The organism is Streptomyces sp. NPDC002619, assembly GCF_042889305.1.
GTDB lineage: Bacteria > Actinomycetota > Actinomycetes > Streptomycetales > Streptomycetaceae > Streptomyces.
Genome location: NZ_JBIAQV010000035.1, coordinates 1 through 18,307, shown reverse-complemented (window position 1 = coordinate 18,307; position 18,307 = coordinate 1). Strand labels below are relative to the sequence as shown.

The 18,307-nt window shown below is 66.2% G+C and carries 12 protein-coding genes and 1 pseudogene; 6 read left to right on the top strand and 7 right to left on the bottom strand.

Annotation, left to right across the window (positions count from 1 at the left end; translation table 11 throughout):
* Window positions 1–154 precede the first annotated feature (154 nt).
* The gene (locus ACFYXB_RS35085; protein WP_389589093.1) at window positions 155–1,303 is read left to right on the top strand and encodes a hypothetical protein; all 1,149 of its coding nucleotides are present in this window, start codon (window positions 155–157) and stop codon (window positions 1,301–1,303) included.
* A gap of 75 nt (window positions 1,304–1,378) precedes the next feature.
* Here the strand turns inward: ACFYXB_RS35085 and ACFYXB_RS35080 are convergent, their stop codons facing one another.
* From ACFYXB_RS35080 to ACFYXB_RS35055, 6 genes are all read right to left on the bottom strand, one after another.
* Complete coding sequence (locus tag ACFYXB_RS35080; RefSeq protein ID WP_389589130.1) at window positions 1,379–2,305, bottom strand: phosphorothioated DNA-binding restriction endonuclease; 927 nt, start codon at window positions 2,303–2,305, stop codon at window positions 1,379–1,381.
* A 542-nt stretch (window positions 2,306–2,847) separates the two neighbouring features.
* A complete protein-coding gene (locus ACFYXB_RS35075) occupies window positions 2,848–3,084 on the bottom strand; it encodes a DUF5302 domain-containing protein (RefSeq protein WP_351367559.1) in 237 nt (78 codons plus the stop codon).
* A 655-nt stretch (window positions 3,085–3,739) separates the two neighbouring features.
* Entirely contained in the window at window positions 3,740–4,306 is a 567-nt protein-coding gene (locus ACFYXB_RS35070) for an integrase core domain-containing protein (protein ID WP_389589092.1), read from the bottom strand.
* A 118-nt stretch (window positions 4,307–4,424) separates the two neighbouring features.
* Window positions 4,425–4,814 carry a helix-turn-helix domain-containing protein gene (locus ACFYXB_RS35065; protein ID WP_389589091.1) on the bottom strand — a complete coding sequence of 130 codons (390 nt, stop codon included), beginning with the start codon at window positions 4,812–4,814 and terminating at the stop codon, window positions 4,425–4,427.
* A gap of 196 nt (window positions 4,815–5,010) precedes the next feature.
* Window positions 5,011–5,430 (bottom strand): hypothetical protein, encoded by a 420-nt coding sequence (locus ACFYXB_RS35060; RefSeq protein WP_389589090.1) that lies wholly within the window; start codon window positions 5,428–5,430, stop codon window positions 5,011–5,013.
* A gap of 14 nt (window positions 5,431–5,444) precedes the next feature.
* The gene (locus ACFYXB_RS35055) at window positions 5,445–13,100 is read right to left on the bottom strand and encodes a DNRLRE domain-containing protein (RefSeq protein WP_389589129.1); all 7,656 of its coding nucleotides are present in this window, start codon (window positions 13,098–13,100) and stop codon (window positions 5,445–5,447) included.
* Between the two features lie 1,317 nt (window positions 13,101–14,417).
* Here ACFYXB_RS35055 and ACFYXB_RS35050 point away from each other — a divergent pair.
* From ACFYXB_RS35050 to ACFYXB_RS35040, 3 genes are all read left to right on the top strand, one after another.
* Window positions 14,418–14,951 carry a hypothetical protein gene (locus ACFYXB_RS35050; protein ID WP_389589089.1) on the top strand — a complete coding sequence of 178 codons (534 nt, stop codon included), beginning with the start codon at window positions 14,418–14,420 and terminating at the stop codon, window positions 14,949–14,951.
* Window positions 14,905–15,501 (top strand): DUF5959 family protein, encoded by a 597-nt coding sequence (locus tag ACFYXB_RS35045; protein ID WP_389589088.1) that lies wholly within the window; start codon window positions 14,905–14,907, stop codon window positions 15,499–15,501. Before ACFYXB_RS35050 ends, ACFYXB_RS35045 begins: the two co-directional genes overlap by 47 nt.
* An 869-nt stretch (window positions 15,502–16,370) precedes the next feature.
* Window positions 16,371–16,535, top strand: coding sequence for a hypothetical protein (locus tag ACFYXB_RS35040; RefSeq protein WP_389589087.1), 165 nt, complete (start codon window positions 16,371–16,373; stop codon window positions 16,533–16,535).
* An 85-nt stretch (window positions 16,536–16,620) separates the two neighbouring features.
* Here ACFYXB_RS35040 and ACFYXB_RS35035 read toward each other — a convergent pair whose 3' ends face one another.
* Window positions 16,621–16,749, bottom strand: coding sequence for a hypothetical protein (locus ACFYXB_RS35035; RefSeq protein ID WP_257548903.1), 129 nt, complete (start codon window positions 16,747–16,749; stop codon window positions 16,621–16,623).
* A gap of 5 nt (window positions 16,750–16,754) precedes the next feature.
* Between ACFYXB_RS35035 and ACFYXB_RS35030 the strand changes: the two genes are divergently transcribed.
* A complete protein-coding gene (locus ACFYXB_RS35030) occupies window positions 16,755–17,339 on the top strand; it encodes a DinB family protein (protein ID WP_389589086.1) in 585 nt (194 codons plus the stop codon).
* A gap of 45 nt (window positions 17,340–17,384) precedes the next feature.
* A pseudogene (locus ACFYXB_RS35025) lies at window positions 17,385–18,201 on the top strand (IS5 family transposase).
* Window positions 18,202–18,307 lie beyond the last annotated feature (106 nt).

Here is an 18,307-nt window from a genome sequence, read left to right as displayed (position 1 = left end):
ATGGCCGGGACGAACCGCCTGCCAACTTTCCGGATGCGTCTGTCTGTGGCGGGAGCCGACTCTACGATCAGGCCCTTGCCGCTTTCCTCACCGGGGGCGGCCATGCGGAAACGATCATTGACCACGACCGCGAGATCACGGGTGGGAGCAGCAAGTGAGTGATCAGCCGGTATTTGTTCTGGGTGCGGATCTGCAGGCCCTGGAGCCGGCCGCGTTCGAGACCGAGGCGGAGTTCCAAGAACTTCTCGCGCGCCATCCGAGGATGCTGGATTTCGGCTCACTGGCTGACGGCCAGCCGCTCAGGCTCGTGCTGGTGGCGCGGGAGATGGGGGTCGCAACGAGTGCGGATGGTGCTCCGGCGTACTGGCTGGACCACCTCTTCGTCGACGCCGACGGGGTGCCGACGCTGGTGGAGGTGAAGCGGGCAAGCGATACACGTATCCGGCGCGAGGTGGTGGGCCAGATGCTGGACTACGCGGCGAACGGAGCACGTTACTGGCCTGGAGCACTGCTTCAGCGTTGCTTCGAGGAGACCTGCGCCGCGGACGGCCGGCCGCTGGAAGAGGCATACGGGGAGTTCCTCGGCGACCGCTCCCGCCAAGAGTTCTGGGCGACAGTCGAGGAACGGCTGACCGCCGGCCAGATGCGGCTGCTGTTCGTCGCGGACCGGATCCCGCTGGAGCTGAGGGCGATCGTCGAGTTCCTGAACCGGCAGATGCGGCAGACCGACGTGTACGCCATCGAACTGACCCAGTACCGGGGCAACGGAGACCTCCGCGTCCTCGTCCCGCGCATCCACGGGGAGGTCGCCACGGCAGCAAAGTCCCCTGCCGGCCGCCGCAGCACACACCGGACCACGCGCGCCGACATGGACGCGGCGCTTGGCACGCGCCTGGCCCCACTACCGAGGCAGATCGCGACCGCTCTGCTCGATCACGCGGCAGCCAGGGGGCGGTTGGAGGGCGGATACGCCACCTACCCGAGCATGTCCGTCTACTATCCCGTCGCCGGCCGCCAGGTGCCGATCTGGACGCTGTCCCTGTACGACAACCCTCCCAAGGAAGAACTCGCTTTCAGCTTCGGATCGGTCACCCACCACCTCGGCCCGGATCGTGCGGCCGCGTTCGCGCAGTCGCTGCCGGCCGTTCCCGAGTTGGAGAAGAAGCTGGAGGTGCAACGACAGAAAGGCTACAAAGGCTGGCCCTCGATCCCCCTGAGCACCCTCGCCGACCAGCCCGCCGCCGTGGAAGGGATCCTGGCCGCGATCCAGCACCTCATGGACAGCCAGGAAACCTCCGCCTGATCGGCCCGCGGTGATTGGTGCCTCGTCACCAGACGGTGCGGCTGTCTGCGAGTGCTCGAGCTTCCTTGGTACAGGTCATGCAGCATGCGCTGCGGGGCGCTTGAAGACCTGCCGCTGGTGCCAGTCGACGTACTGCGCATCGATGGCCCAGTGGCCAGGCCGAGGCGTCGCAACACGTTTGCCGTGCAGGGCGTCAACAGCCTGCCCGGCCGTGCTTCGGGCCACGTACCAGCGGGAGACCTGGATCCGCAGGTCCGGCCCGAGTCCCAGCACGCCGAGGTCGAAGAGTGTGTGGTGCAGGGAGCAGAGCGCCAGCCCGTTGTTCACTTCGTCCGGCCCGTCTTGGCTGTGCCAGCGCACATGGGCGGCCTCCAGGCCCACGGGATTGCGGCCGATGGCGCCATCGAACCCGCAAAAGGCACATGCGTAGGCGTAGGCGTGCAGGACGTCCTCGACGAAACCGGGCCGCCGTGCTCGCCGCTGTCTTGGTCCCGGGACGGAGATCGCTTGCGCAGCCCAGCGGGCCGGCTCGAGGCTGACGGCGTCACAGATGGGTGCTTCCAGCGCTGGGGTGAAGTGCTGCTGGAGCAGGAGCCCGGCAGCCGCCGCCACGGTGCCCGGGTCGGCGAGCAGCCTCTCCACTTCGGGGTGCATACGGCCGTGGGCGCCTTGGGCGCGCAGCCATGCTCCCCGATCCGGATCGGTCGGACGTATCGGCTGGCCGACGCTGTCACGCAGGTCCCACAGGGTGCGTTCCAGGTGCACGAAGGGCATCGCGGCACGCTGCTTGGCCTGTGACGGGTTGGTCATCGCCGGACCGAAGTCGTTGATCAGCCGGCTGACGGGGCCTTCGGCTTCGTCGTAGGTGACCGCGGTACTCCCCGAGGTGACGAACCGGCCCAGCAGCCACAGCACCAGCAGCGGCTTGTGCGGCGCGCGATGCGCGCCGATCCGCGCCTGTCGCAGACCCGACAGCGTGCTCATCAGTTCGTCCCGGGTCATCACGACGCCCACCCTGCCATGATCCGCGAGGAGGCGTGCCGCCGGTGCAGGCGGGCTGCAGCCGCCAACGCCTTTGCCGCCCGGCCGAGCGGTCGACGCTCTGCCAGGGCTGCGCGGCCGCCGTGGGCCTGGCAGCGGTAGGTCGAGGAGGCCGATCGCCTGAGCGTGCCGGCCGTATCTGCACCAGGCGGCGATGGGGCTGCCGGGCCGGTCCTGGAGGGCGGTGACGGTCACGGGGATGCCGAGCACGACGGTGGTGAACGGCAGGGCCAGGCGGTCCTCGATGACCGCCTGGAAGGCGGCGAGCTGTTCGTGCTCGTCGTAGGCATCGACGATCGCCTCTTCGACCAGGGCGTCGAGTGCGGCGGTGGACAGCCTCATCGCCTCTTCCGTCCTTGCGTGCGCAGGAGTTCCGCGAGGCGGCCGGTTCGGAGTCGTTGTCCAGGGCGGACCGCTCGATGTCGTCGTTGGTCGCGGCCCAACCGGCCAGCGCCAGACATCGCTTGACGCTGCCGAGTCCCGTCTTGAGGCCGTTATGGGACTCAGCCGCCGCTCTTTCGACGGAACGACCGCTGACTCGCGGCCGGGCCGTGCGCGCCGTGGACCTTCGACGTGTTGGTGCTCGCAGTGAGGTCAGTGGCGTCCGCCTGCATACCACGCTTGCGCGCCAAAGCCTCCCGAAACTTGCGCTTCAAGTCGTACTGGCCGTCATCGTCGGGCGAGAGGGAACGGCTCTCGCCGTCAACCGGCTCTTCGGGCGATGGAGACTCTGTAGCCATGGTGACCTCCTGGGACTGGGCAGTGGAAAGCACAGCTTGTCATGGCGGGCACCGCTCGAGGCACCCGCTTCCTACACCGCCAACCGCCATCGCGGGTCGTTGACGCTGAACATGGATGAGGACTCCCCGCCGCCGATCTGCGCGGCCTGGCGGACGCGGCCATGGATCTTCTGAGGACTGCGGAAGCGAGATGGGGGGCGGCGGCTGCCGAAGAAGGCGTCCGACCGACCGCTACTCGGCTGCGGGCCGGGCATGAGCTCACGATGGCCGAGACCCGCCGACCCGCGCCAGCGAGCTGTGCCGACCGCTGGACTGGATCCCTGAGGTCTACCACCCCGTCGGAGGCGGCGAATGTGCCCGGCCACCCCCAGCCCCCCGGCTCGGTCTGGACCGCCAGGGCCTTCGCAGCGCGGGCATGATGGGCCCGCATGCGCTGTTCGGTGTCCGGGTCAGGAGGAGGCGAGTACATCGGTGATCTCCCGCAATCGGGCTGTATCCAGAGGGGGTTGGGCGACCGCGTCGACGGTGCCCTTGCCGAAAACCTCGTCCGTGCGGGTCAAGCGGCATGTTCGTACTCGTGGAGGATGCCTGTGGGGGGCCAATAGTCTCGAACGGCTTGTGAGCTGTACGTTCGCGTGCCCAGATCTGATGTGCGTCAGGCTGTGTCGCGGTACTCGTGGATCAGTCCGCCGAGGGTGTCGTGGCGCTGGATGCGCTGCGCGGGGAAGGGCATAACGTTCGAGTCGTCGGCGGGGGCTCGAAGTTGCAGGGCGCGGTGCGGTCGTCCGCGGTTGTGGTGCGCGGCGTACTGGGCGAGGACATGCCGGGCGTGGGGCTCGTTGTAGATCAGGATCCGGTCGGTGCATTCGGCTCGGACGCTGCAGATGAACCGCTCCGCGTGGGCGTTCATCTTCGGCGCCTGCGGCGCCGTTTTGAGGATCTTGATGTTCTCGCTGGTGAAGGCGGCGTCGAAGGCCTGGGTGTAGCGGCTGTCCCGGTCGCGTACCAGGTAGCGGAAGCCGGAGGCTCGATCGCCGAGGTCGGCAAGGAGGTTACGGGCGAGCTGGGTGGCCCAGGCTGCGGTCGGGTGCGCGGTGACGCCGAGGATGTGGACCGTCCGGGTGCCGACCTCCATGACCGCGAACGCGTACAGCCGGGTCAACGCGGTGGTGTCGATGTGGAAGAAGTCAGCGGCCAGGATGCCGGAGGCCTGGGCGCGCACGAATTCACGCCAGGTCGGTCCGGTGCCCGGGCCACGTCGGGGTGCTGGGCCGAGCCCGGCGCTGCGCCGGATGCGGCGGATGGTGGAGGCGGCGACGCGGTGCCCCAGGCGCTTGAGCTCACCCTGGATGCGTCGAGCCCCACGTCGGGTTCTCCCGGGCCAGCCGCAGGATCAGGGCGGTGAGCTCCTCGGAGATCGGCGGCCGTCCGGTGCGCGCCGACTGCTGTTTCCCCTTCCAGCGGACGAGCCGGTGGTGCCAGGTGAGCAAAGTGCCCGGGGTGACCAGGCGGTGCTGGCGCAAGCGGCCTGGGAGGTGCCGACCGAGGGCGGCGAGCACGGCACGCTCCGGCCAGGTCAGCCGCGGTCGTACCCCGAGCCGGCGGCGCAGCACCGCGTTCTCATGGCGCAACGCGAGGAGCTCGACGTCCTTGGTGCTGTCCCTGCGTGAGAGCAGCAGGAGCAGCCCGAGGAGCCGGAGGAAGATCAGGTAGAGCATGCGCAGTGCCATGCAGTCCGAGCGTGCCAGGATGGCCGTCCATCACAAAGCGCCTGGTCACAAGCCATGCGTGAGTTTCCGCACCCCACAGGAGCCCCAGGCCTTCACGTACCAACAGAGCACGGCCGTGCCGGAGCATCCCGGCACGGCCGTTTTCACAAGGGGCGCTGCGCCCACGCTGGATCCGCCAGAGCAGCAAGCGTTCCAGCTAGGACCGGACCGATGCGCCGATTTCCGTCGGCTCTCCCGGTTGAAGGAACAGGGACACAGTGTGCGGCCTCGGTTCGCCCTGCACGCACACGCTGACACACCACGGTCCAGGCTCGGGCAGCCGAAGCGACTCTTCGTCCAAATCTCCGGGATCGGTGACACTCATGATTCCTGACGAAAAATTCATCACGGAATCCATCACGCGGCGCCCGCTATCAGGACCTGGTGTGCCGAGCCAGACTTCGACACGGACATCCCCGTCGACATCGGAACGCGAAGCGACGAAAATCTGGCCAGGCGAGTAGATCACCTCTTCTTCGCCCGTCTCCGCCACGGGGTTGTCGGCAGTACCGAAGTCTCGAATCGAGATCAGCGAATACTGCGTGCTGACCCCATCAGCCCAAAGGAGCTGGCTCATGCTGTCACCATCCCTCATGGCGCCACGTAGATTCCGTTGACTTGGCGCACGTTTATCACGGCCACCAGGTACGGATCCCCTCGTTTGATCTTGTTCGTTCTGTAGAACGCTGAGATTGTAGTGCCCTGGGTTTGTTGCTCCGCCCACGGCACACCCATAAGCTGGGAGCCTACCCCTCCCTCCATGGATGTGGCGAAGGGGTACTCGTCACAGCTCTGGACACCACCACCTCTTTTCCACCAGGAACTGCAGCCCGCAAGCTCACGGTTGAGCGTTTTCTCCTTTCCGCCACCGTTATAGTGCAGCAGGAAGGGGTGGCCGGTGGCGATTGCTGACGCATCGTTGATGGCGATCTTCGGTGTCTGCTTTCCGTCGACCACGTAGACCGGCAGATCGCGGCATTGTGATTCGCGCAGACCGTACGTTGCCTGACAGTTGTCAACAACTGTGTCCCACTGGGGGTCTGTCAGTTCTTCGGGCCGCTCATAGATATCACCCCAGCGGATCTTGATGGGATCTGTCTTGAGGAGACTGATGATTCGGGGAATCGCCCACGCCTCGGCCGCCTCTGCTCCTTCTGCCAACGGCGCGACGGGCGGCGCGAAGACGCCGATCTTAATCTCGCCGACGAGGTTCGATTTTAGCCACTGCCCCTCGGCCTTTTCCTGCTTGACCTGCGGGGTTTCACGCTGCTTTCCTCCGCCGCAGGTACCCGTGATGTCGCAGCTGGTGTGACCATCCACCTCTATGAAGCTGGTGGGATTGCCGCCGCCGAAGGCGTACCGGTTGCCGGTGTACGGATCGATCCCGAGCCCCATGTCGGCGAGTGCGCCGTTGTACATGTCCCGGGTGGTGAAGCGGTTGAGGCCCGGGTTGTAGTCGCGGAAGCCCATGTCGTAGGTGCCGGATTGGGCGTCCCAGCGCTTGGCGTTGAAGCGGTACGGGTTGTACTCGTCCTTCGTCGGGTCGGCCGCGTCGGGCTTGTCGATGCCCGTGAACTCGGACGTGTCGTCGGAGCCGTAAGCGGTGTAGCCGTACGTCGCCTTGGTGTCGCCGTTGCTGTCGGTGAGGGTCTCGACGTCGGTGTGGCTGTTGTAGCCGTAGTAGCCGTCATCGGTCGTGCCGTCCGTGTTGTGCGTGACCTGCGACAGTCGCTCGCCCCACGGGCTGTACTGGTACGACTTGGTCAGCGTGCCGGCGACCTTCTCGTCCAGGACCTCGGACGAGAGGCCCAGGTACTCGAAGTCCGTCGTCTTGCCGTCGGCGGTCTTGGAGGCGGTCCGGTCCAGCGGGTCGAAGGTGTACGTCGTCGACTTCAACGCGCCTGTGGAGTCCGCCTGCTGGGACTCGATGACGTGGTCGAAGCCGTCGTACACGCTCCGGGAAACGATCTTCCCGTCCGAGGTGACGGATTCCTGGCGGCCGAACGGGTCGTAGTTGTAGTTCGCCTTCGAAGTGCCGGTGGCCGTGGCACTCAGCAGGCGGTTACGGTCGTAGTCGTAGTTGGTGATGACGTTCTTGACGGTCTGGCTGATGACGTTGGCGTTGTCGTCGTGGACGTACGTCTCGGTGCCCGCGCCGTTGCCGGTCTTCACCGACTGCTTCAGCCGGTCGGCCGGGTCGTAGGTGTAGTCCGTGGTCGACTCGAGGTACGCCGCGTGGTTGTCGGCGTTCATCTTCTTCGCGACGTCCTGCGACTTGTTCCCGTTCGGGTCGTAGGCGTAGGTGTGCGAGGAGACGAGGGTGCCGTTCGGCTTCTTCTCCGTCGACGTCTTCAGTGCTGCGTCGAGGTAGTAGGTGTAGTCGACGGTGTTGTCGTTGGCCTTGGTCTCCTTCAGTGTCTGGCCGCGGTCGGTGTACGTGTACGACGTCACCTTCGGTGAGGAGTCCGTGGCGGTCTTGCCGACCGAGACCGTCTTCACCAGGTCGCGCAGGTCGTAGGTGTACTTGGAGAACTGGTCGGGGTGCGTGACCGTGTCGGTCAGGCTGTTCGCGTCGTACGTGTACGACGTCGACTTCTTCTCCGTCCCGGCCAGCGACTCGGTCACCTTCTGGACCTGGTTGAGGCCCGTGTAGGCGATCCCGTAATTGTCGATCTTCGCGGTCGATGACGTGTCGTCGATCTTGGTCAGGTTGCCGTTGAGGTCGTAGGTGTAGGCGAAGTTGTCCTTCTCCGTGTCGGCCGGGTCGCCGCTGGTGTCCCGGACGAGCTTGACGCCATCGGCGACGACCGTGCCGCCGCTGTTCTGGAACAGCTGCAGCTTCGCGGCGTTGCCCTGCTTGAAGGCGTAGGAGCCCAGCGAGACCCAGGTGTTCTGGTTGGCGGTGGCGTTCTGGTCGATCGTCTTGTCGATCGTTCCGCCGTCGTACGTCAGCGTGTACTTGGCCGTCGTCGCGGCGCCCGTCACCTTCGGGAACTTCACGTACGCGGTGTACGTGCCGTCCTTGGGGATGTTGAGCGTCCACGTGAAGGCGTCCATGCCAGTGCCCGCCGCGTGGGTCTCGTGGTTGTAGCCCTGCTGGCCGGGTATGTCTCCCTTCGTCCAGGTGCCGGTCTTCGAGGTGTTCTGGGTGTCGGAGTTGTCCACCAGGACCACGGACTTGCCGGCCGGGACGCCGTCGTCCGCGCGGGACTTCAGCGAGCCGTCCGGGTAGTAGTCCCAGGTCATCGTGCGGTCCGAGGAGCCGCCCGCCGAGGTCAGGGTCCGCTTGGCCTGCTGACCCAGCTCGTTGTAGTCGTACGTGGTGGCGATGTCCCACGGGTCGGTGGACGATCTCGCCCAGCCGTTGTCGAAGTAGCTGTAGGTGGTGTCGTTGCGGACCGTCTCACCGTCCGACGGCGGCAGGGAGGTCTTCGTGACCCGGCCGACCTTGTCGTAGGTGGTCTCGGTGTAGACGTTCGGGTCGTTGTAGCGGCTGTCCGCCGGGTCGTAGGGCTGGTACTGCTTGACCGGCCGGTTCAGCTCGTCGTACTCGGTACGCGAGGTGAACGCCGTGGTCGTACCGGCGGCGACGGCCCGCGGGGTGATCACTTTGGTCGTGTTGCCGATCTGGTCGTACTCGTACTTTGTCGACCGGTACGTGATCGACGAGGTGCCGTCGTGCGGGACCTTCACCTCGGACTGTTTGCCCCGCTCGTCATAGGTGATGAGCGTGGTGTTGTTCTCCGCGTCCGTGGCGGAGGTGACCAGCGAGTCCTTGTCGTAACCCCGTCTGGTGGTCTTGCCGGCCGCGTCCGTGACCTGTGTGACCCGGTGGTCAAAGTCGTAGTCAGTCTTCGTGGTGTAGTCGGTGGTGTCGGCGGTCGCGTTCTTCTTCGGGTCAATGACCTTGGTGACGTTGCCGACGTCGTCGTACTCGTAACTGACCTTGTCCTGATCGGCGTTGACCACGGACGTCAGCTGGTAGATCTCGTCGTAGTAATTCGTCGTGACGAAGTCGGTCGCATCCGTCGTCGCCGTGCCCTTCGGCTCGGTCGTCGAACTCAGGTTGCCGACCTTGTCATAGGCGTACGACGTGGTGCGCGGGCTGGTCTGGTTGTTCGCCGGCGCCGTCGCCGAGGTGACCTGGTCCGCGTCGTCGTATACCGCCGTGGAGACTGCGCCGTTGGGCGCCGTCGACTTGGTGACGTTGTCGTTGGCGTCGTACTCCGGTGCCGGGGTCGTGATCAAGACTCCCGCGGCTTGGTCCTTGGGGACTGTGTTGACCAGCGGACGCCCGTAGGCGTCGTACGTCTGCGTAGACACCTTGCTGTTGGCATCGGTGACCTTGGTGACCTGACCCCGCTCGTCGTAGACGAACGTCGTCGCGTTCGACTTCGCATCCGTGATCGTCTTCGGATAGCCCGTGGGCTCGAACCCGCTGTACGTCGTGGCGTGGCCGTTGGCGTCGGTGGCCTTGGTCAGTTCACCGTAGGAGTCGTACTCGTACTTCGTGGTGTAGTCGCCCGCCGTCGGGGTTGCGACGCCCTTGGGGTCGGTGACCGTCTTCAGGTTGCCGAAGGCGTCGTAGCCGAACTGCCAGCCGCGGCCTTCTGGCGACGTCTTCTGGTCCAGGTCGGCGGTGTAACCGCCCAGGCCCGTTTGGTAAGTGAAGGTCGCGGGGGCCGTGCCGTTCTTGTTGGCCTCGGCGTCCTTCTGCTCCAGCGGATAGCCGGTCTTCTGGTCGTAGACGTACGTCGTGACCGCGCCGTTGGCCTCCTCAAGACGCGTCACGTTGTTGTCGGCGTCCCAACCCAAGTTCGTTGCCTGGGACTTGGCATTGGTGATCTGCGTTGCGTGGCCGAAGCCGTCCGTCACATAGGTGGTGGCGTGGTTCTCGGCGTCCGTGACCTTCGTCTGGATCGTCGAACCGGCCGTGCCATCGGGGTCCGTGTACTCGAAGAGCGTTTCTCCGCTGAGCCGGTCCGTGATCTTCTTGGCCCGCCAGTGGAACTTCGGGTCGTCGTCGGTCTGGGGGTAGTAGTAGTCCAGCGAGGTCGCATGGCCACGCGGGTCGGTGACCTTGACGAGCTTGACGTTCTTGTTGCCCTGCGTAGCGTCGTAGGTGAACCCGAAGACCTTCGGCTGCGATGAGCCGGCGCCGTCGGTCACCTCGCCCAGCAGGCCCTTGTCGCTGTAGACGAAGGAGACCGTGCGGTCCGAGACATCGGTCATCGACTTGACGTGGTCGATGATCTCCGGGTTGGTGAGATTGGACCCCGTCTGCCTCGCACCGGTCGCGTCGAAGTACGGGTAGCTGTCACCCTTCGCGTAGTAGTCGATGGTCAGCGACTTGCGCCCCGCCGGGTCGGTGATGTACCGCAGCAGCTTGGCCCGCTTGTTGCCGGACGTGAGCTTCTCGTATGTGTACGTCTGGGTGTTGCCGTTCTTGTCCACGACCGAGGTGAGGTAGCCGTCGCAGTCGTACCAGAACCGCGTGCGGTCCGGGCGGGTCATCTTCCACGCCCGCATAGCGGCTTCCTTGTCCGGGTTGCAGTCGACACCGGCGACCTGCTCCAGCAGGTAGTGCACGCCGGCGGGTGCCTTCCAGGTGCTGGTCGCCGAGTCCCAGCGGAAGATGTGCGAGGTACCGTCGCCGTCCGGGAGCATCACCTCGGTCGGATTCGGGTTCGGGTGGAAGTCGAGTGCGCCGCCCATCCGCAGCGGAGCCGCCGCCTGACCCGACCAGCCCTGGCCAAGCCCCGTATCGGAGGTGTCCAGCGAGTTGTAGCTCAGCCGGGCGAAGGTCGACAGACCACGGCCCGGGTTGCTGAAGACGTTGTAGGACCACACGTTGTTGCCGGCGTGGACGTTGTTCATCAGCGTCGAACCGGCGCCGGTGTTCTTGCCGGTGTAGGAGTAGAACTTCTCCAGGCCGAGCTGGTCCGAGGTCGGGTCCTCCACCGCGACACGCTGGCTGATACCCGTGATGCCCGCGGACTGGGAGAGCCACTGGCCGGTCGTCTTGTTGTAGACGTCCCAGGTCAGGTCGTACTCGGTGCGCTTGTTGCCGGAGTCCGAGTTGGTTGGCGCCTTCACCTGCGCGTTCAATGTCCCGGTCTCCCCGGCCAGGAGGTAGCCGCCCTCCATGCCCTCCGGGATTGTCGTCTGGATCTGGTTGCCGCCGTTGGTGACATCGGTGCCGTCGGGCAGCGACCAGTGGTACGACAGGACGTAGTCGCTGGTCTTCCAGCGGGAGTCGGTGGTGTTGGTGACGGTCACCGGTGTGGAGATGGTGTCACCGGGGATCATCCGGGCCGGCGTCTCAGGCGCGGAGTACGTCCGGGTGGTGTCCGTGTAGGTCAGCGACAGCTGGGGCCTCAGTTGTGCCTCGTTGGCCTCGGAGGACAGGAACATGGTCTGTTCCTGCGGCCCGGTGGTCGTCTCGTTGTCGAGCTTGAGCAGGACGCCCTTGTTGCTCGCCGGATCGTCCAGCCAGCTTTGCGCGAGGGAGGTGACGCCAAAGCTGTGCCAGCCGGACTCATCGGTCGTCGCCCCGTTCGACTGCTGCGACTGCAACGAGCCGAAGTCGCCACCCGGTGCAGTCCAGTTGGTGGTGGCATTCGCCTTGGTCCAGGTGGCGGCGGCCGCGTCGAAATCCTTGCCCAGACCGTGCAGATCGAAGGCCGCACCGGTCGCATGGCTGGTGGTGGAGGCACCCCAGAGGTTGACCGAAGCACCGAGCAGCCGGGCGCCCGGCGGCAGTGGAGTGGGCGTCGGGAACTTCAGCAGGGCTCTGGTGACACCGAGCGTGGAGGAGTTGTTGCCGACGGCGAGCCACTTCTGCGCCGCGCCGTTGTTGCTGACGGTGTCATGAGCCGTGGTCGACTCGGTGGAGGACAGGGTCGTGTCGGTGGTTCCAGTCTGAATGATCTGCGTGGTCCGGGTGGCGGAGGGCACTGTGGCCCGTTGGGTCGGCGCGGTGATCAGCTGCCCGTCCTGGGTCTTCACCGCGACCATGTAGTAATAGGAGTGGACACCGTCCTCGGCGTAGGTGGTGCTGGGTTCCGCGGAGGAGTCGGTGTACTTCGTGGTGTTCTTGGAGACGGGCGCGACGAGCGTGGCCGCCGACGGCTTGAAGTCCGGTGTCGTACCACGGTGCACCTGGTACTCGACGATGTCGTCGCCGGTGGCGGTGGACGGGTCGGCGTACGCGGACCAGGACAGCTCCGCACCGGTGTCATGGATCGTGGTCGGCGCCGCGAGCGTGACACCCGGACGGCCGTAGACGACCGTCAGCTTGGGGGCGACCACGATCTCGTCAAGCCGCCCGGGATTGTACGAAGCCGGTACTTCGTTGTTGTTGAGCTCGGACGAGACATAGCTCGGTCCGCCCTTGCCCAGCACGGACTCGTCGGCCGCTTTCAGCACGAAGCCGTTGTTGGTGTAGGTGCCGTTGATCCAGGACTGGACCGTGTCGGTGACCGAGAAGGAGTGCCGCACGCTGTTCGCGGCGTTGGCGCCCTTGGTCGCGATCGCGGCCTTGGTGAACCGGACGGCGTCGGCGATGGTGCGCTTGGTGGAGTCACCCGTGTCGCCGAGCACCACCTTGCCCGCCGTACCGACGGCGAAGGTGTGCGAATCCAGCGTCGTCCACACACCGGAGGTGCCCGTGGTCTGGTTGACCGTGTACGCCTCGGTTCCGCCGTTGTACATCATCGTGTACGGGGCTGCGGTGGTCGCGTCGGCGGTGCCGGCGTGGTGCACGTCGACCCGGTAGAGGCCGGACTCGAGCAGCTTGGGCTGCCAGGTGTACGACTCACCCGTGGCGGTGTTCTTGTTGTACGCGTAGTCGTTGCCGACGTTGATCCCGCCGGTGGTGGCCTGTACCGGCCACACCCCCACCGCGGCCGTCGTCCCGGCGTCGCCGTCGTCGACGGTGACGGTGGTGCCCGACAGCTCACCGGTGATGCCGTTGGCGCTGTTCCACGTGGCGGTGGTCTCGTCCCAGGCCGCGGTGGCCCGGTGGGCCTCGATGGTCACGCTGTTGGCGTTGGTGGTGTGCGTCTTGTCGTAGTACAGGCTGAGGTGCGCGTTGTCGATCTTGGTATTTGCCGGTATGGCGCCGAGCGGGAACTTCACCAGAGACCGGATGGTGCCGAAGGCGTTGGTGCCGACGTTCAGCGGATAGCGTGTGCCGTTGCCATCGTTGTCGTTGTAGTTGAACGTCGGCGCCTGCGACGCGATCATGGTGTCCTGCATACCGGGCACCTGCGTGGCGACCACGACCGTGGGGTCGATGGCGACCGGATACCGGCGCTCGGAAGCGGCCAGCCACTTCGCGTCGGGTGTGACGGTGAGCCGCCAGCCCTTGCCGTCCTTCACCAGCCGCTGGCTGACCGCGCCGCTGCGTGCCTTCTCGGCGTCGGTCATGAAGGGCGCCGGGATGGTCAGTACGGGTTTCTTGGACAGCTCCCCGATCAGGTCGATGGCGCCGCTCTTGCGCAGCTTGGGGGTGAGCCCGTTCGTGGTGATCCGGAAGGTGAAGCGCTGGGCGGCGGTGGGCCGCTCGTTGAGGACGATGTCCTCCTTCACCTCACCCGCCCGAACGTTGTAGACGAGGTCGGCTCCGCCCAGCGCATCGGGGTAGCTGACCGTCGCGGCCCTCGCCTGGAGCTTCAGCTTCCCGCTGTCGCGGCCACCGTCCACTAGTCCGAAGGTGACAGCCTCGCCCGACTCCGCCTCGTACCGCATCAGCCGCCGCGGATCGGAACCGAAGTAACTGCGCCCCGCGTTACTGGTGTTGGCGTAGTCAAAGCCCTTGCGTCCGGTCCCCGACACTGTGGTGTCGATGGGCTTCCACTCCGTGCCCGCGCGGTATGCCGTCGCCCGCGACGATATCTCGGCTTCGATACGTCCGTCCGAGAGCCGCCAGTAGCGCGCGTTGGCTGTGCGCTTGCCGGTCAGCTCCTTCACCCGTGTGGCCTTGGGCGCCTTCTTGCCCCTGGGGAGGTGCTGGCGCTGCGGGACGTCGGGGTCCTTGGAGTGTGTGGGTTTATGCTCTTCTTTGCCGTCGTCGGAGAACCAGCCCGCGATCGTGTCGACGATTCCTGGCCCGCCGCCTCCTGACCCTTTCGCCGCAGCGAATGCCGGGGTCTGCAGCAGCGGGGCGAACAGCGCTCCCGCCACCACGACGGCCAGCAACCGTCTGTGTCTCGATACCACGAAGAGAACCTCCAGTTCTCATCCGCCGCGCCCAGACGGCGCAACGAAACAGCTATCCCGTACCTGCTCCGGATGGCTTCCGTACGTGGCCTCCTGAAGTCCAACACGCACCCATCGGAGGCATGTTGAGAGATCGACAGGCCAAACGGCCGAGATTCTTGGAGGTTGGACGAGCCCATGTCAAGCGAATGCCCATAGGGGATATCTGATCCTTCGGGCATATCAAGCCCCGATATTCAGCTATGCCAATAAGACGGATTTGCTACCACGGTGGATTTCCCGCCCGGCAATCCGGTATAACCAGCCGACTTCTTCACCAGAACCCTTGGGAGAGAACAAGCCATGACCCCCACCGAGTCGACGCCGACATCCACGCAAGCGGACGGCGAAGGTCCCGGCGAGCATCCCGAAGCCGACACCTCGACCGGCTCGTGGCGCCCAACGCCCAGACGCCTCCTCATCGGCGGGATCGCTCTGCTCACCGTCACAGCGGTTGTCCTCATCCTGGCGGTCGCGCTCTTTGGGCAGGACGAGGAGCCGGAAAAGGCAGCGAAGATCCCAACCTACGACGTCACCTACACCGTCACCGGCACAGCAAAAGTCAGCGTCTCTGTCAGCACGGGCAGCGGCCCCGCCCTACGCGGCGGCACGCTCACACCCGCCCAACTGCCCTGGACCAAGCACATCTCCATGCCGGCCGACGGCACGCCCCCCACCATGGACATCCTCCTCGGCGAGAAAGGCGGCCACGCCGAATGCACGCTGAGGGTCCACGGCCGACCGGCCTCCCGCTCCGTCGCCGAGGGCACCTTCGGCCGAGCAACCTGCAGTGCCCCGGCCCCGACCACCGCACCGCCGGTCTCTCCCTCGCCCTGACGGGGGAACATCACCGTCGACATCACGGACGCATACGGCGAGCGGACTCACGTGCAGCTTCGAGGGGATCAGCTGTGAAGGACGAGAGGGAGGGGGCACCGGTGGCCGAGGACCGATCGATCTGATCCGCCTGAGGGGCGAGGGCAACAGCGTCGTCCTCCGGCTCGGTGGAAGGCAGCATCCGCAGGGCCTGGGCGCGGCCGGGGCGCGGGCCGGAGAGTTTCTGGTCGAGACGCCGTTCGTGCGAGGAAGCCTCAGGACCTGGGTGTGCCCGGACGATCTGCGGCACTGGCAGGAGGCCATGGACGCGCTCGATGCCGGGCAGGACATCGCGTGGCGCGAGGGCACACGCGGGCCCGAGGTGTTCATCGAGCGTGACGCGGAGGTGGAACGGGCTCATGTCACGATCAAAGACGCCTCGTCGTCCCTGACGGCGGTGACGGTGACCGTGCCGCTGGCCGATGCCTGGTTCGACGACGCGTACCGCCTCGGTGGTCGCCCTGATGACGCCACGTCAAGCGATCACACAATTCCGGCATTTCATCGGTGACTCAATTTCGACGTCCGATTTGTCCGGGCATTGGAAACCACGGCATGGCGTCGTGTATAAGGGCCCGATTCCGGCCCGGAGCGCCGCGGACACACAAAGAAAGAAAACCCGGACATCTCAATTCACGGCCCCCACTTACGGGCCGTCCGAGACAAAAGGAAGCTTCATGAGCAAGGAGAAAAGAAACTCGGAATCCGCTGCGGAAGCCGACCCTGCCGATCGGCCCGGCAACAACTGAAGCGCCCCGACCGCGCCGGCCTCCTCGTCGCCGCCGCCGTCCTCGCCGCCTGCGGCGGACTCGTCCTGTACGGCGTCCTCGGCACCGACGGCGACAACGAGAGCGCCCACAAGAAGCACACCCCCACCGCCGCCGTGACCTACGAAGTCACCGGCACCGGCACCGCCGACCTCACCTACCAGGCCCGCAGCGAGGCCGGGAAAGCCGCCACCGTCCACAAGACCCGCCTGCCCTGACGCAAAACCGTCCAGGTACCCCTCGGCCAGGACCCCCTCATCAGCCTCGTCCTCGACGAGCACGGCGGCACCGCCCGCTGCGCCCTCGCCATCCGCGGCCGGCACGCCCAAAGCGCCACCGCCACCGGCTCCTTCGGCCGCGCCACCTGCTCCAGCCCCCCTACCCAACCGTCAAAACTGACCCCACCGCCGACGCCGACCAGCAGCGCCGAACCCACCCACCCCAACCCGCCTCGGCATCGCACACCATTCGCCGAAACGTTCAAGGAGCCGAGATCAGACGCCCGGTTTGCGTACAACGACGCCCGTTCCGCTGTGGATCAAGCATCAGCTTCTGGTGTCGCCATCCTCATCTTCATCGCCCGTGTTCGGGTTGGGCTGAGTCTGAGCTGCCCTTGGTCGTCGGACGGGTCGCCGTCCGGCACGTCTTCGACCAGCACACCCTGGACGGCGCCGCTGTCCGCGCCGCCCTGCTCGACCTGGTCGTCCAGCTCGGGCTCCTGCCGGGCGACCCGGTGGGCGCCGATACCAGGTCCTCGCCTCTGCCCGATCGGGGTTAAGCCCGACCGTCTACCCGCGACACTCGCCACTCAGGATCGACATCACCCAGTGCATAGAGAACCTCGCACCGGCTTAGAGGTTGTCTCACGTGGCAAGTTTCGCGAGCTTCTTGTAGCAGGTCAGGGCGGCGGCCATGGCCAGGCCTCGGCTCTGCCAGTCATTGCGGACCACGTACGGGATCTTGAGACCACGAGCAGCCCATGGCAGGCTCATGCCGCATGATCGATGAATTCGCGAAAGACAACCTGCACGGGAGACTGCGGCGGGACCGCAAGGCGCTGCTCTGGAAACTCGACGGCTTGTCCGAATACGACGCCCGCCGACCTTTGACAGCGACCGGGACCAACCTCCTCGGCCTGGTCAAACACGTGGCCACCGTCGAGGCCAGGTACTTCGGCGAGGTCTTCGACCGCCCTTCCCCGGAACCGCTGCCCCGGTGGCAAGACTACAACGGCAGCGATCTGTGGGCGACCGAGGACGAGACCCGCGATCAGATCATCGGGTTCTACCGGCGCACGTGGGAACACTCGGACGCGACGATCAACGAGCTTCCCCTCGACGCCCCCGGCCACGTGCCGTGGTGGCCGGAGCCTTATGCCGACACGAACCTGTTCGCCATCATGGTCCATGTCCTCGGCGAGTCCATCCGGCATGCCGGGCACGCCGATATCCTGCGCGAGGGCCTCGACGGCCGGACCGGGGTGCGCGCCGAACACGAGAAGCAGATCGACGAGGAAGCCCGTGCAGCCTACTGCGCGAAGATCGAGCAGGCCGCCAGGTCGGCCGCACCAATCAAGGCTTAGAGGGTGTCTCACGTGACTTGATGTTCGTGCGGCATGCTGCCGGTCGTGGGTGCTGATCTATCGAAGCGTCTGGTTCCTGATGAACTCTGGGAGCTGGCCGCCCCGTTGCTGCCGTCGTTCGCTGCTCGTCCGCAAGGTGGTGGGACCGCTCCGTGCGACGAGCGGGCCGTGTTCACGGCAGTGGTGTACGCGCTGACCAGCGGCTGTGCCTGGCGGCATCTGCTGCCGACGTTCGGCACGTCGCCCGCCACCGCGCATCGCCGCTTCACGGTATGGACCGAGGCCGGCCTGTGGCGTCGGCTGCACCGGGCGGTGCTGGACGAACTCGGGGCTCGGGGCGAGGTGGACTGGACCTCGGCGATCGTCGACGCGGCGTCCGTTCGCGCCAAAAGGGGGGATCGCTGACCGGGCCGAACCCGGTCGATCGCGGCAAGAAGGGCAGCAAGCTGCACGTGCTGTCCGATGCCCGGGCATCCCGCTCGCCGCCGCCGTGTCCGGCGCGAACATGCACGACAGCCTCGCCCTCAAGCCGCTCATCCGCGGCATACCCGCCGTCCGGTCCCGCCGGGGACCACGGCGGCGCCGACCCGTCAAACTCCGCGCGGACAAGGCGTACTTCTCCGCCGAACACCTGGCCTGGCTGCGCGAGCGCGGGCTCGTCGCGCGCATCGCGCGGCCCGGCATCGAGTCCGGCGAACGCCTCGGTCGGCACCGCTGGAAGATCGAACGGTCGATCGCCTGGCTCTTCGGCTACCGCCGCCTCACCGTCCGATACGAACGAAAGGGCTCGCACTTCCTCGCCTTCCTCGGCCTGGCCGCCGCCCTGACCTGCTACAAGAAGCTCGCGAAACTTGCCACGTGAGACAACCTCTTAGCTTGACGTTTAACCTCGCACGTCACCCGACCTGCTGATCTGCGGTTCTTCCCGGGACAGCGGAGGCGGCCGTTCTCCACGCTTCGAGATGTCG

Excerpts from the sequence above, each read along its gene's own strand:
- ACFYXB_RS35080 (WP_389589130.1), bottom strand. The coding sequence starts at position 2,305 with ATGACCCGGGACGAACTGATGAGCACGCTGTCGGGTCTGCGACAGGCG.
- ACFYXB_RS35075 (WP_351367559.1), bottom strand. The coding sequence starts at position 3,084 with ATGGCTACAGAGTCTCCATCGCCCGAAGAGCCGGTTGACGGCGAGAGC.
- ACFYXB_RS35065 (WP_389589091.1), bottom strand. The coding sequence starts at position 4,814 with ATGGCACTGCGCATGCTCTACCTGATCTTCCTCCGGCTCCTCGGGCTG.
- ACFYXB_RS35060 (WP_389589090.1), bottom strand. The coding sequence starts at position 5,430 with ATGAGCCAGCTCCTTTGGGCTGATGGGGTCAGCACGCAGTATTCGCTG.
- ACFYXB_RS35055 (WP_389589129.1), bottom strand. The coding sequence starts at position 13,100 with ATGATCGCGTCGCAGGCGCCGACGTTCAACTACAACGACAACGATGGC.
- ACFYXB_RS35050 (WP_389589089.1), top strand. The coding sequence starts at position 14,418 with ATGACCCCCACCGAGTCGACGCCGACATCCACGCAAGCGGACGGCGAA.
- ACFYXB_RS35035 (WP_257548903.1), bottom strand. The coding sequence starts at position 16,749 with ATGAGCCTGCCATGGGCTGCTCGTGGTCTCAAGATCCCGTACGTGGTC.
- ACFYXB_RS35030 (WP_389589086.1), top strand. The coding sequence starts at position 16,755 with ATGATCGATGAATTCGCGAAAGACAACCTGCACGGGAGACTGCGGCGG.